Genomic DNA, 13,295 nt, shown 5'->3' on the forward strand with positions numbered 1-13,295 from the left:
CACCCGGCCCGGCCGCCGCCCGCCCTGCCCCGTCCTTCGGCGATCCGCGCACCGCTCCGGCGGTGCGGTGGTGCCGGTGCGGAAGCCGGGAGCGCCGACGGGGACGAGCTGTGCCTTCCAGGACCGACCATGACTTTCGCCGCCGCCCCGGGCGTCCGCCCCGCGGCACGCTCCGGACATCTGCTGACCCTTCTGGTGGCCGACCACGGCAAGCCGCTGCTGGCCTACGCCGAGCGGCTGCTGCGGGACCGCCACATGGCGGAGGACGTCGTCCAGGAGACGCTGATCCGGGCCTGGCACCACACCGACCGGCTGTACGGCAGTGAGGGGTCCGTCCGGGGCTGGCTGCTCACGGTGGCCCGCAACCTGGCCATCGACCGCATCCGCAGTGCCCGCTCCCGTCACGAGACGGTGGGCGCTGACCATGACGACGTGATCCAGCCCGACCACGCCGACGCCGTCCTGGCCTCGGTCGACGCGCGGGCCCTGCTGCGGCACCTGTCGCACGAGCACCGCGAGGTGCTCGTGCACACATACCTGTTCGGCAGGACCGTGCAGGAGACGGCCAGGATCCTCGGGGTACCGGCGGGCACGGTGAAGTCCCGGCAGCACTACGCGCTCAGCAATCTGCGCAGCCGGGTCGGCTCCGCGGCCCGCTGACCGCGGAGTCGACGCCGTTCACGCGCTTCAGGCCGGGACCGTCAGCCGCAGTCCGAGCACGGGGATGTCGACCTCGCCGTTCGCGTCGGCCGTCCAGCGCCAGTGGGCGCCGCCGACGTCGCCGCAGACCAGTCCGGTCCAGCCGGCCCCGCCGGGGCCGCACAGCTCGGCCAGTTCGGCGGCCTCCGACCCCGTGGGCGTGCCGGCGATGACGACCAGGCCCAGGACCGGGCGGCGGGCGGCGGCGCCGCGCACCGTGCCGTGGGCCTCGGGTGCCGAGGAGGCCGGTGCCGCCGCGCCCGCCTCGATGCGGACGACCTGCCGCAGCCCGGCGGGCAGCGTCAGCTGCGACGTGTCCTCGGGCCCGCGCAGGACGGTCACCGGGGTGCCGGGCCGGCTGCGGGCGACCTCTTCGAGCAGGCCGTTCACCACGTCGCGGGCGACGTCGCGGTCGCCGGTGACGCTGAGCACCCCGTCGAGCCGGCTGAGGTCGTAGAAGACCGGTTCCCCGTCCGCCTCGACGCCGACCCGCACCAGGCAGGCCCGGTCGTCCGGGACCCGGGAGGTGCCGGTGCCGGCGGTGGTGCGCCACCGGGTGCCCTCCGGTCCGTCGAGTGCCGTCCAGGGGGCGCCCGGTGCGTCACCGGGGGTCAGCCACGCGGTCACCCCGGTGCTGTCCACGCGCAGGGCGTGCACCGGACGCTCCGGGGCGGCGCCGGGGCCGGACAGTTCGGCGGCGGCCGCGTAGGCGCGGCGCGCGGAGCCCGCGTCGGCGGCGAAGCGCCGGCCCACGGTGCGGCGCAGCGCCAGGCGGCGGCGCCGGGCGACGGGATCGCCGAGCCGTCGCACGGCGCGGCCCAGCGCGGCCCACGCGGCGCGCACATGGCGGCGTCCGACGATGCCCGCGGTCACCAGGGCGAGCAGGACGGCGCCGAGCACGGCGATCGCGGCGGGCAGCGGGATGGTGAACGCGGTACCGCCACCCGTGCTCGTGGCCGTGGTCGCGCCGTCGGCGGCCGGGGGCGCGGAGGCGTTCTGGGCGGCGTTGTCGCGGGCCAGTTGGACGTCGGGGCCCGAGGCGTCCGGCGGCAGCCGCAGGATCCAGCCGGGGTGCAGTTGCTCGTCCGGGCTGGTGAGGGCGGAGCCGTCGGTCTGCGCCTGCCCGCGGTTGAGGTCGAAGATCTCCCCGGCGCGGGCCGGGTCGCCGAGGGTGCTCGCCGCGACGGACGCCAGCGTCGCGGGGGCGCCCCCGGCCGCCGCGGTGTCCTGGACCACGAAGACCTTCACCAGCTGGTCGTCCGCGCTCGCCGGGGCGGCGCCCGCCGCGAACAGGGCCCAGAGCGCGAGCAGTACCGCGGCCGCGGCGCGGCGCACGGCCGTCCCGCGGGCGGGTGCGGGCGTACCGGCACCCGGCCGGTGCCGCCCTGTGGCGCTGACGCCGTCTCTCATCGTCTCCACCCAAGTCGTCGTGTGCGTGCCGGGCCGTCGTCCCGGGTTCCGGGTTCCGTCACCCCCTACACGGGGCGCCCCGGGAAAAAGGTTCGAAAGAGATCTGAACCAAGTCCCGGTGGGCGCCGTGTGGCAAGCGACAACGAACACGGAGCTGGGAGGGGCAAGGATGGGACGCCGGCATGCGAGCGACGAGGACTTCCGTCTCGTCGGGCTCGACCGGGACCCGACGCCGGGTGACCCCGAACTGATCCGCGGGATCGTCAAGCGGTACCAGGACGTCGGTGACGCCGCCGAGAAGGCGCTCAACATCCTCAAGAAGGACGGCACCATCTCCCTCGGCCGCGGTTCGGCCATGGACCAGCTCAAGGAGAAGATCGGTGACGACCTTCCCGACAAGCTGAACAAGACGGCGACCTCGTACCACGACGCGGCCCGCGCCTACACCGACTACATCCCCCGCCTCCAGGAAGCCCAGGACACCTTCGACCGCGCCGTCGACCAGGCCCGTTCGGCCGCCGCCAAGGCCGGCCAGACGCCCAAGACGCTCGGCGAGAACCCCACCGACGAGGAGAAGTCGCAGGCCCGCGCGGTCCAGGACGAGATCGACGCGGGCAACAACGAGCTCGGTGCCGCCAAGGGCCTGGCCCAGCAGGCCAAGCAGATGCGGGAGTCCGCGCAGCGCACCTGCGCCGATGTCCTGGACCAGGCGGCGTCGGAGGCGATTCCCGAGCGCAACGTCTTCCAGAAGATCGCCGACTTCTTCAAGGACTTCCCGTTCGTCCAGATCCTGCTGGCCGCGCTGATCGCCGTGGTGGCCGTGTTCTTCCCGGTGGTGGGTGCGCTGCTCGGCGGGGCGTTGTTCGTCTTCAACCAAGTGGTGGCGAGTCAGACAGGGGGCATCAAGGCCGGTGACTTCGTCGCCGGGCTGATCGGCATCATCCCCGGTGCCTCCCTGTTCAAGCTGGGCAGCAAGGCGGTCCAGGCGATCGCCCCCGGTGTGGTCGCCGCGATCAAGAACTCCGGGACCATCGCGAAGGTCTCCGGGACGATCACCAAGGTCAGTGACTCCGTCACCGCCAACAAGGCGGTCGGCGCGGTACTGGCCAACCCGGTGGGCAAGACGGCCGTGGACGTCAGCGGCAAGTTCCTGACCAACTCCGCGCTGGAGGCGGCCGCCAAGGCCGCCAACCACGACAAGATCACCGCGGCCGGTGTCTTCGCGGGCGCCGCCGCCGGCGCGGTCGCCGGGACGGCGTTCAAGGGCGGCATCGGCAAGATCGGTTCCGCGCGCGGCAACGCGCCGGTACCGCCCGGGGGCGGCGGCCGGTTCGGCGACACCACCGATCCCGCGCTGGGCGACTCGATCGGCAAGCGGGCCTCGGACCAGGTCGGCGGCTTCGTCGAGGAGGGCTCGACCCTCGGCGCGAAGATCGGTGTCGGGGTGGCCCAGGGCGGCGACCCGAACGAGGTCGCGGCCGGGGAGATCGCCAACTCGGCGCCCAAGCTGGGCTCCGGGCCGGTCGGTGTCGCGGGGCTCGGACGCAAGATCGACGGTGTCGCCGACGGCATCCCCATCAAGGGCTCCACCGGCCCGTCGACCACGACCCCGGCTCCGCCCGCGGGCACCGGCCCGGCGCACACGGTGGACCCGGCGGACATACCCCTGCCGCCATCGCCGACCTCGCCGACTTCCCCGACCGCGCCCGCTTCCCCGACCGCGCCCACGGGTCCGGCCGCGCCCACGGGTCCGGCCGCGCCCGCGGGCACCGGCCCGGCGCACACGGTGAACCCGGCGGACGTGCCGCTGCCGCCGTCGCCCACGACCGGGCGGCCGCCGCTCACCCCGCTGGACATCCCGCCGCAGAGCCCGGCGGCCCCGCCGGGCGGCGGCGCCTCGCCGGCCGGTTCCGGCAGCGACGGCTTCACCACCGCGCCCACCAGCCCCGCCGGAGGCGACGGCTTCACCACCGCGCCGACCAGCCCCGCCGGAGGCGACGCGACGACGGGGACGGACGGCCGCTAGCGCCGCCCGGGACCCGCACCCCACAGACCTCCGTCCCTCCCAGGGACGGATTCTTCACCCGATCACGCAAGGAGTACCGACATGCCCGACTACCGCGTCAACTCTGACGAGACCGCTTCCACCTCGCAGGCGCTGCTCAACGACTTCTCGCAGCTCCAGGACAAGCTGAGCGAGGTCAAGGGCAAGATCTCCAACCTGCTCGCCAACGGCTACAGCACCCCGGCCGCCCAGCAGAAGTTCTCGCCGTTCTTCGACGAGTTCGCCAAGGGCTTCGACCAGGTCAACCAGGGTCTGCAGGGCATCGGGCAGTACGTCCGCTCCGTCGGCGACGCCTTCTCGCAGACCGACGACCAGCTCGGCTCGAACCTCGGCTGAGCCCGCTTCCCCCGTCCCGCCCCTCCGTGAGAAAGACGATGCATCGTGCGTTTGAACGTCAGCGTCCGTGACCCCCGGGTCGAGGGGGTGTCCACCACCGTCGTCGTCGAGACCGAGCCGACCGCACGGGCCGGCACTCTCGCGGCGGAACTCGCGCGGGCCGTCGACCACGAGGGGGCCGGCGGGGCGGGGGGGCCCGCCCTGTTCACCGGGGCGGGGGAGATCGACCCGGACGCCACCCTCCAGGCGGCCGGGGTCCGGGACGGCATGGACCTCGGGCTCGGTTCCGCCCTGCCGGCGGAGTCCGAGCCCGAGGGCCGCACCGAGATCCGGCTGGTGTCGGGGCGGGGCGCGGGCACGGTCTTCCGGCTGGTGCCCGGCGAGTACGACCTCGGCAGCGACCGCACCTGCCGTATCCGGCTGGCCGAGGACGCCCCGGCGTTCGCGGCCCGGATCCGGGTGCGGCTCGACGGTGGTGCGGAACTGCTGTCCGCGGCCGACGCGGTGCTCGACGGCAGGACCCCGGCGCCCGGTGCGGCCTGGCGCGAGGGCAGTCAGCTCGCCGTCGGCGACACCCTGCTGGAGCTGGCGTCGCGCGAGGCGGCGACCGCGCCGCTGACCCCGGCCGCCGACGGCCTGGGCCTGGAGTTCAACCGGCCGCCGCGCTTCCTGCCCGCCCGCGCGGGCGGCAAGTTCCGGCTGCCGACGCCGCCCGTGCGGCCCGACAAGCGGCCCGTCCCGCTGCTGCCGATCCTGCTGCTGCCCGCGGGCAGCGCGGCGATCGCCATCTTCGTCACCAAGAGCTGGGTCTTCGTCTTCATCGCCCTGCTCTCGCCGCTCGCCGCGCTGTTCACCCAGTTCGGCGGGCGCAAGCAGGCGATGCTGAAGTACCTGGAGAAGAAGGAGGAGTACGAGGGCGCGCTGCGACGGGTCGAGGCGGACGTGGAGTCCGCCGTCCTGGAGGAGCAGCGCGGGCTGCGGCTGTCGCTGCCCGATCCGGCCTCCCTGCTCCAGATGGCCGTGCGGCCGTCCGAGCGGCTGTGGGAACGGCGCTGGCAGGACCCGGACTTCCTCTCCGTCCGGGTGGGGACGGCCGATCTGCCCTCGTCGCTGAGCGTCGAGGACCCCACGCAGGACGAGCACCGGCGCATCACCGTGCCGCTCCTGGGCCAGGTGCCGGTCTCCGTGCCGCTGCGGAGGGCGGGGGTGGCGGGGCTCGCCGGTCCCGGCGCCCAGCGGCTCGCCGGGTGGATGACGGCCCAGGCCGCCGCCCTGCACAGTCCGGCGGACCTGCGGATCGTCGTGCTCGCCGGGCCCGAGGGGGAGGCGGCGTGGTCGTGGGCCCGCTGGCTGCCGCACGCGCAGGCCCAGGGCGAGGACGCCTACGCGCTGGTGGGCAGCACCACCGAGTCGCTGGCCCGCCGCATCGGCGAACTGGGCCAGATCGTCACGTCCCGTATGGCGGCCGGACCGGATCTGGTCCGGGGCGGCGTCAACGGCTACCCGGACATCCTGGTCGTGCTGGAGCAGGCCCGCAGGGCCCGTTCGCTGCCGGGCGTCATCGCCCTGCTGCGCGACGGGCCGTCGGTGGGTGTCCACACCCTGTGCATCGACCGCGAGGAGCGGCTGCTGCCCGAGGAGTGCGGCGCGGTCGTCGTCACCGGGGACACCGCGCAGGGTGTCTCGCGGGTCCGCACCGGAACCGGCTCCGCTTTGGAGGGCGTGCGCACCGACTCGCCGGAGCCCGCCTGGTACGAGCGCTTCGGCCGGGCGCTGGCGCCGCTGCGCGGCGTCGGCGACAGCGACGAGAGCGCGCTGCCCGGATCGGTCCGGCTGCTGGACCTGCTGGGCCTCGAACCGCCCACCGCGGAGGCGGTGGTGGCGGGCTGGTCGCTCGGCGGCCGCAGCACGCGGGCGGTCCTGGGCACCGGCTACGACGGGGACTTCTCGGTCGACCTGGTCCGCGACGGGCCGCACGCGCTGATCGCGGGCACCACCGGTTCGGGCAAGTCCGAACTGCTGCAGACGCTGGTCGCCACGCTCGCGGTGGTGAACCGGCCGGACGAGATGACCTTCGTGCTCATCGACTACAAGGGCGGCAGCGCCTTCGCCGAGTGCGCCGACCTGCCGCACACCGTCGGCCTCGTCACCGACCTGGACACGCACCTGGTGGAGCGCGCCCTGGTCTCGCTGGGTGCCGAACTGCGCCGCCGGGAGACCCAGTTGGCGCAGGCCGGGGCCAAGGACATCGAGGACTACCTCGACAAGCGGTCCCGCGGCGGCGACGTGCTGCCGCCGCTGCCCCGGCTGCTCCTGGTCGTCGACGAGTTCGCGTCCATGGTGCGCGAACTGCCCGACTTCATCTCGGGCCTGGTCAACATCGCCCAGCGCGGGCGTTCGCTGGGCATCCACATGGTGCTGGCGACCCAGCGTCCCGGCGGCGCGGTGACCCCGGACATCCGGGCCAACACCAACCTGCGGATCGCGCTGCGCACCACCGACACCACCGAGAGCCGCGACATCATCGACGCCCCCGACTCCGGGGAGATCTCGCCCGCCAATCCGGGACGCGCCTACGCGCGCCTGGGCCCGTCGGCGCTGCTGCCGTTCCAGTCCGGGCGCGTCGGCGGCCGGCGGCCCGGCGGCGCGGTCGCCGAGGGCACGGAAGTGCCGGTCCGGGCCCACGCGGTGACCTGGCGGGAGCTCGGCGGGCCGCTGCCCACCGGCGGTTCCCGCGGCGCCCGCAGGGGCCTGGCGCATGCGGAGGCGGTCACGGACCTCGCGGTGCTCACCGCGTCCGTCGCCCAGGCCGCGCGGCTGGCCGGGGTTCCCCGGCAGCCGAGCCCCTGGCTGCCCGCGCTGCCCGAGGTGCTGGAGTGGACGGCGCCGCCCGCGCCCAAGCCGGCCGGCGAACGGGAGGCCGAACTGCCGCCCGTGGCCTACGGCATGGTGGACCTGCCCGCGCGGCAGACCCGCGCCGCGCTGGAGTTCGACATCGACCGGGCGGGCCACCTGCACCTCATCGGCTCGCCCCGCAGCGGCCGTTCCCAGTCGCTGCGCACCCTCGCCGCCGCCCTGGCGCAGGCGCACGGCGCGGACGACGTCCATCTGTACGGGATCGACTGCGGCAACGGCGCGCTCAACGCGCTCACCGCGCTTCCGCACTGCGGCGCGGTCGTGGACCGCAACCAGGTGGAGCGCCTGGGCCGGCTGCTGGACCGGCTGAACGCCGAACTCACCGCCCGGCAGGGCGTGCTGGGCACCCGCGGCGCCGCCGACCTCGCCGAGCTGCGCCGCACCCAGGCCGCGGGGGAGCGGCTGCCGCACATCGTGCTCCTGGTGGACCGCTTCGAGGTCTTCGAGCGCGAGTTCACCGCGTACGACAACGGCAGCCTCATGGAGCGCATGATCAGGCTGCTGCGGGACGGCGCGGGCGTCGGCATCCACCTCGTGCTCGCGGGCGACCGGGTGCTGGGCTCCAGCCGGTTCTCCGGCACCACCGAGGACAAGATCGTCCTCAAGCTCAACGACCGCCAGGACTACTCGTCGGTCGGCGTCCCGTCCAAGTCGGCGCCGAGCGACCCGGCTCCGGGCCGCGGCATCCGCACCCTGGACCTGGCGGAGGCCCAGATCGCGGTCCTGACCGGCGACCTCTCCGGCGCGGCGCAGGGCCAGTTCCTCACCGCGCTCGGCACGGCGCTCGCCGAGCGCGAGGCCGGTGTGCCGGCGGAGCGCGGGCCGCTGCGCCTGGACGTCCTGCCGGACCGGATCGCCTACCGCGACGCGCTGGCCCTGCACACCCGGCGCGGGCCGATGCGGCCGCTGGTCGCGGTCGGCGGCGACACCCTCGCCTCGCTGGGCCCGGACCTCGCCGACGTCCCCACGTTCGTCGTCGCCGGGCCGCCGCGGACCGGCCGCAGCACGGTGCTGCTCACCGCGGCGCACTCGCTGCTGGCGGAGGGCACGGGCCTGGTGCTGCTGGCGCCGCGCCGCTCACCGCTGCGCGAACTGGAGGGCAGGCCCGGGGTGGCGGCCGTGATCACGGACGCGCAGGTGACGGTCGAGGAGTTCCGGGGGGTGCTCGGCGCCATTCCGCAGGACAACGCGGTGGTGGTCGTGGACGACGCCGAGCTGTTCATGGGCTCCGACATCGACGCCGACCTGGCGCTGCTCGCCCGGGGCGGCGCGGGCAACGGCTGGGGCGTGCTGGCGGCCGGCAACGCCGAGTCGCTGGCGCTGAGCCTGGCCGGCTGGATGGGCCAGGTGAAGCGGAACCGCACCGGCATGCTGCTGTCGCCGCAGGGCCTGGCCGACGGCGAGGTCATCGGCGTCAAGCTGACCCGCGGCGTGGTCGGCCAGGCGCCGCAGCCAGGCCGCGGCCTGATCCACCTCGGCGACGGGTCGCTGCGGGCGGTGCAGGTGCCGCTGTCCGGCACGGAGGTCTGACGCCGACGGCATGCACGAAGGGCGGCCGGGACGCGATGTCCCGGCCGCCCTTCGGTTGCGGACCCGGTCTCAGGAGGCGCGGGCGACGGGCGCCAGCGGCTCGCCCTCCTCGGTGAGGAAGCGGAAGGTGCCGGTGATGGCGTCGAAGAGGTCGTACACCTCGTTCTTCAGCGGCAGGTTGGGGCTGGCGAGGGTGACGACGAGGAAGTCGTCGGCGCGGCCGGGGACGGGCATCATCGTGTGCATCGTCAGCAGCTCCACGTCGATGTCGCTGGTCAGCCGGGTGGTCTCGGTGCCGGTCACCCGGGCCACGGTGCCCACGTGGGGCACCTTCACGGAGGTGATCACCCGGTCCTTGGGCGCCGTCCCGTTCGCGGAGGAGATCCCCAGCTGCGCGGAGAGCACCGGGAGCGTCAGCTCCGAGCCCTCGGGCGTGGTGACGGCGAAGACCATGCCGTAGGCCATGAACAGGTCGTCGCCGTAGAGGGTCGCGGTGCCGGCGGCCAGCAGGGCGCCGTGCCGTCGCGCGGCCCGGCTCACTTCGCGCCCCTGCCGGAACATGTCGTTGATCCGGGCCTTCTCGCGGGGGTCGTCGGTGGTGGCGAGCGCCTTGGCGCGGGTCCTGGACAGCTCCTCCCCGCTGAGGTCGACGGTGTCCCACAGATCGGGGATGTCGAGCAGGAAACGGTGCGCGGTGCTCATTGGCCACTCTTTCCGTCGTCGAGGTTGGAGGCGGCGTCCTGGTCGGTCTTGTCGAAGGAGTCGAGGATGCTGCCGATGGCGTCCCGGATGCCCTTGACCTGCTTCTGGAGCTGCTTCTTGCCGTCCTCCCACTTGTTCTCGAAGTGCTGCGCCGAGCCGTGGGAGAGCTCGGGGCCGAACGCCGCGTCGAAGTCGAACGTGTGGTGTCCGATGTCGATGAAGTCGTGGACGAAGTCCAGCATCTGCTGGGCCTCCCGCAGCTCGTTCCCCGGTATGTTGATGTCCTGGGCCATGCCGATCCCCTCGTGCTCGGCCGCTTGCGGCCTCACGGGTCACACGGGCGGGACGGCCCACTGGGTTCAATCGGCTTCCGGCGACGCCCGCGAAGAACCCGAGGAACGCGAAGAAGCCGAGGAACCCGAAGATGGGGTGAACCGTTCCGGGCGCGGCCTCGTGTACCGGCCGTGACCTCTCTTCACCACTTCTCCGGCGCCGCCCCGCGCGCCCGCGTACGCCGCGCGGCCGTCGCCGGCGTGGTCGCCCTGTGCGGCGTGGCGGGCCTGGCCGGGTGCGGCAAGACCATCACCATCGGCGACGCCTCCGCCCCGGCCGCATCGGCGCCCGCCGCCCCGCCCGCGGCGCCCCCCGCCGCGTCGCAGCCCGTGGGCAACACCGCGCTCCAGGTCGTCGACCGCACGGCCGCGCAGGCCGGGCTGACCGGCAACGGCGGCACGGTTGTGGGGGCGGCCGTCCAGGAGGCCCCGCCGCGCTGGGTGCAGCTGTCCGCGGTGACCTCGCCGCCGGTGACCGCCCCGCATCTGATCAACATCAACCAGGCCGCGCTGTACCGCTTCGACCCGGACAGCGCCGACCCGTCGCAGTCGCACTGCAACGACGCCTGCGCCGTCCAGTGGCCCGCGGTCACCATCCAGCAGGGCGGCAACGTCTACCTGGCGGGCGTGGACCGCGACCAGGTGGGTGCGATCCGCCGCCAGGACGGCCAGGTGCAGCTGACGGTGGGCGGCATGCCGGTCTACCGCTTCGCGGGGGACACCAAGCCCGGCGACCTCAACGGCCAGGGCGTCGGCGGGACATGGTTCGCCGTCGGGCCGAAGGGCGAGAAGGCCGGGCAGTAACGCCCGCCTCGTATGACAGGGCGGACCTCCGGCACCGGACGGCTACGGCCGGAGGTCCGCCCGATCCACTACGGCTCGACGACCCACTGCCCCTTGCGCATGACGCCGACCAGGTCGTACGCCTCGTTCAGCACCACCAGGTCCGCGTCCTTGCCGGGCTCCAGCGAGCCGATGCGGTCGTACGCGCCCAGCAGCCGCGCCGGGTTGGCGCTCAGCGCGCGTACGGCGTCGGTGACGGCGATGCCGTCCACGGTGACGGCCCGCTTGAAGGCGGTGTCCAGGGTCAGGGTGGAACCGGCGATCGAGCCGCCCTCGACCAGCCGGGCGACGCCGTCGGTGACGTCGACCTCCATGGGGCCCAGCAGGTAGCGGCCGTCGCCGAAGCCGGCCGCGTCCATGGCGTCGGTGATGAAGGCCACCCGGTCGGCGCCCGCGCTGCGGAAGGCCAGTTCGAGGACGGCCGGATGCAGGTGGACGCCGTCGTTGATCAGCTCGACGGTGACCCGCTCGTCCTCCAGCAGCGCGGCGATGGGGCCGGGCTGCCGGTGCAGCAGGGTGGGCATCGCGTTGAACAGGTGCGTGGCGACGGTGGCACCGGCGTCGATGGCCTCCAAGGTGGCCTCGTAGGCGGCGTCGGTGTGGCCGACGGCGGCGATGACGCCGTGCTCGGCCAGCAGCTGTACGGAGTCGAGCCCGCCGGGGAGTTCCGGCGCGAGGGTCACCATGCGCGCGGCGCCGCGGGCGGCGTCGACGAGCTTGCGGACGTCCGCGGGGTCCGGGTCGCGCAGCAGCGACGGCTTGTGGGCCCCGCAGCGGTGCGGGGAGATGAAGGGCCCCTCGAAGTGGATGCCCGCGAGGTCGCCCTGCTCGACCAGTTCGGACAGCAGCGCGGCCTGCCGGGCGAGGTCGTCCAGCTCGCCGGTGACCGTGGAGGCGACCATGGTGGTGGTGCCGTGCCGGCGGTGGGTGCCGACGCCGGTGAGGACGTCCTCCGCGCGGGCGGCCGAGAAGGACGCGCCGCCGCCGCCGTGCACATGGATGTCCACGAAGCCGGGGACGATCCAGTGCCCGGTCAGATCGCGGGCGGCCGCGGGCCGGCGCGGGTCGTCCGCGACGATCGTGCGGCCTTCGACCGTGATCCGGCCGCCGTCGACGACACCGTCCGGCAGTACGACGCGGGCACCGGTCAGCACGGTTGGTTCCGCAGTCAAGCGGTCACCTCCAGGGAGAGAAGATCCCAGGCCAGCAGCCCTGCGCCCAGGCATCCGGCGGTGTCCCCGAGGGCCGCCGGCACGATGAGGGGGAGTTTCTGGAACGTCAGCCGCTCCTCGACGGCCGCGCGCAGCGGCGCGAAGAGCGTGTCACCGGCCTCGGCCAGCCCGCCGCCGACGATCAGCGTCTCCGGCGTGAGCAGGGTGATCCCGGTGACCAGGCCGTCCGCGAGGGCGGCGACCACCTCGTCCCACACGGCGACGGCGCGCGGGTCGCCCGCCGCGACGGCGGCGGCGCACTCGGCGGCCTCGGCGCCGAAGGCGCGGGCCACACCGGAGGCGGAGGCGATGGTCTCCAGGCAGCCGTGCTGGCCGCAGCCGCACGCCGCGCCGCCGGGGCGGACGACGATGTGCCCGAGTTCGGTGGCCTCGACGCGCCCCTCGATGCCGATGGCACCGGCGATGCCGGTGCCCAGGGCGACGAAGAGGAAGCGTTCCGCGCCGCGCCCGGTGCCGAGCCGGCCCTCGGCCAGGCCTCCGGAGCGCACGTCGTGGCCGAGGGCCACGGGCGTGCCGTCCAGGCGGCGGGAGAGCAGGTCGCGCAGCGGGAGGTCGCGCCAGCCGAGGTTCGCGGAGAACACCGCGACGCCCGCCCGCTCGTCGACCAGCCCCGGCACGGCCACCCCGGCCGCGGCGGCGGGCTCGCCGTACGTGTCCGCCCCGTACGCCCGCAGGTCCGCGGCGAAGTCCAGCACGGACGCGATGACGGCCTCGGTCCCGCGGTCCCGGCCGGTCGCGCGGCGTGCCTCGTGGAGCAGCGTGCCGTCCGCCGCGACCAGTGCGGCTTTCATGCCGGTGCCGCCCACATCGAGGGCGATGACGTGTCTCACGGAGGACAGTCTCCCGTGAGACAGCACAAAAGGTCTAGTCCACTCGTCGAAAGAGATCCCGTTCCGCCGCCCGCCAGGTGATTCGGCGAGGCGGCACAAGGGGAAGCCGGTGTGGTGCAGACCTCATGGGGCCCTCGCCACACGGGCTATCGTGACGAGGTGACCCTCACCGACCAGGACCGTGCCGTCCTCGACATCGCGGGCCGTTCGTGGGCGGGCCCCGGCGCGAAGGAACGGGCGATACGGGAGCGGCTCGGGATCTCGCCGACGCGGTTCTACCAGCTTCTGAACGCGCTGCTCGACGACCCCGAGGCACTCGCGCACGCCCCCGTCACCGTCAACCGCCTGCGCCGGATGCGCGACGCCCACCGCACCACCCGGTAGGCGGTGGCGGTGGGCG

At 74.4% G+C, this 13,295-nt stretch carries 11 protein-coding genes; 6 read left to right on the plus strand and 5 right to left on the minus strand.

Annotated elements, in window-relative coordinates:
• Positions 1 to 129: 129 nt before the first annotated feature.
• A complete protein-coding gene (locus ACIP9H_RS10575; protein WP_401592380.1) occupies positions 130 to 660 on the plus strand; it encodes a sigma-70 family RNA polymerase sigma factor in 531 nt (176 codons plus the stop codon).
• A 27-nt stretch (positions 661 to 687) separates the two neighbouring features.
• Here ACIP9H_RS10575 and ACIP9H_RS10580 read toward each other — a convergent pair whose 3' ends face one another.
• The gene (locus tag ACIP9H_RS10580; RefSeq protein WP_401592382.1) at positions 688 to 2,118 is read right to left on the minus strand and encodes a hypothetical protein; all 1,431 of its coding nucleotides are present in this window, start codon (positions 2,116 to 2,118) and stop codon (positions 688 to 690) included.
• A 160-nt stretch (positions 2,119 to 2,278) separates the two neighbouring features.
• On the opposite strand from ACIP9H_RS10580, the gene ACIP9H_RS10585 reads away from it, so the two are divergent.
• The 3 genes from ACIP9H_RS10585 to ACIP9H_RS10595 all read left to right on the plus strand — a co-directional run bounded on the left by ACIP9H_RS10585 (position 2,279) and on the right by ACIP9H_RS10595 (position 8,956).
• On the plus strand, positions 2,279 to 4,135 hold the full coding sequence (locus ACIP9H_RS10585; protein WP_401958713.1) for a hypothetical protein: 1,857 nt from the start codon (positions 2,279 to 2,281) through the stop codon (positions 4,133 to 4,135).
• Positions 4,136 to 4,216: 81 nt separating this feature from the next.
• Positions 4,217 to 4,510, plus strand: coding sequence for a WXG100 family type VII secretion target (locus ACIP9H_RS10590; RefSeq protein ID WP_319662927.1), 294 nt, complete (start codon positions 4,217 to 4,219; stop codon positions 4,508 to 4,510).
• A gap of 45 nt (positions 4,511 to 4,555) precedes the next feature.
• Positions 4,556 to 8,956: an FtsK/SpoIIIE domain-containing protein gene (locus ACIP9H_RS10595; RefSeq protein ID WP_401958716.1), complete on the plus strand. Its 4,401-nt coding sequence runs from the start codon at positions 4,556 to 4,558 to the stop codon at positions 8,954 to 8,956.
• 69 nt (positions 8,957 to 9,025) lie between these two features.
• Here the strand turns inward: ACIP9H_RS10595 and ACIP9H_RS10600 are convergent, their stop codons facing one another.
• Positions 9,026 to 9,658: a hypothetical protein gene (locus ACIP9H_RS10600; protein ID WP_401958719.1), complete on the minus strand. Its 633-nt coding sequence runs from the start codon at positions 9,656 to 9,658 to the stop codon at positions 9,026 to 9,028.
• Positions 9,655 to 9,987, minus strand: a complete 333-nt coding sequence (locus tag ACIP9H_RS10605) for a hypothetical protein (RefSeq protein ID WP_401592389.1) — start codon at positions 9,985 to 9,987, stop codon at positions 9,655 to 9,657. Before ACIP9H_RS10605 ends, ACIP9H_RS10600 begins: the two co-directional genes overlap by 4 nt.
• A gap of 135 nt (positions 9,988 to 10,122) precedes the next feature.
• Between ACIP9H_RS10605 and ACIP9H_RS10610 the strand changes: the two genes are divergently transcribed.
• Complete coding sequence (locus tag ACIP9H_RS10610) at positions 10,123 to 10,794, plus strand: hypothetical protein (RefSeq protein WP_401958722.1); 672 nt, start codon at positions 10,123 to 10,125, stop codon at positions 10,792 to 10,794.
• 68 nt (positions 10,795 to 10,862) lie between these two features.
• On the opposite strand, the gene nagA is transcribed toward ACIP9H_RS10610, so the two are convergent.
• Positions 10,863 to 12,059, minus strand: a complete 1,197-nt coding sequence (gene nagA / locus ACIP9H_RS10615; RefSeq protein ID WP_401958725.1) for an N-acetylglucosamine-6-phosphate deacetylase — start codon at positions 12,057 to 12,059, stop codon at positions 10,863 to 10,865.
• Positions 12,002 to 12,895 carry an ROK family protein gene (locus ACIP9H_RS10620; RefSeq protein ID WP_401958727.1) on the minus strand — a complete coding sequence of 298 codons (894 nt, stop codon included), beginning with the start codon at positions 12,893 to 12,895 and terminating at the stop codon, positions 12,002 to 12,004. Before ACIP9H_RS10620 ends, nagA begins: the two co-directional genes overlap by 58 nt.
• A 114-nt stretch (positions 12,896 to 13,009) precedes the next feature.
• Here ACIP9H_RS10620 and ACIP9H_RS10625 point away from each other — a divergent pair, with 114 nt between their 5' ends.
• On the plus strand, positions 13,010 to 13,279 hold the full coding sequence (locus tag ACIP9H_RS10625; RefSeq protein WP_401592581.1) for a DUF3263 domain-containing protein: 270 nt from the start codon (positions 13,010 to 13,012) through the stop codon (positions 13,277 to 13,279).
• Positions 13,280 to 13,295: the final 16 nt, after the last annotated feature.

Origin of the sequence: Streptomyces sp. NPDC088732, assembly GCF_044751205.1 — a bacterium.
In the GTDB taxonomy this organism is placed as follows: Bacteria; Actinomycetota; Actinomycetes; order Streptomycetales; family Streptomycetaceae; genus Actinacidiphila.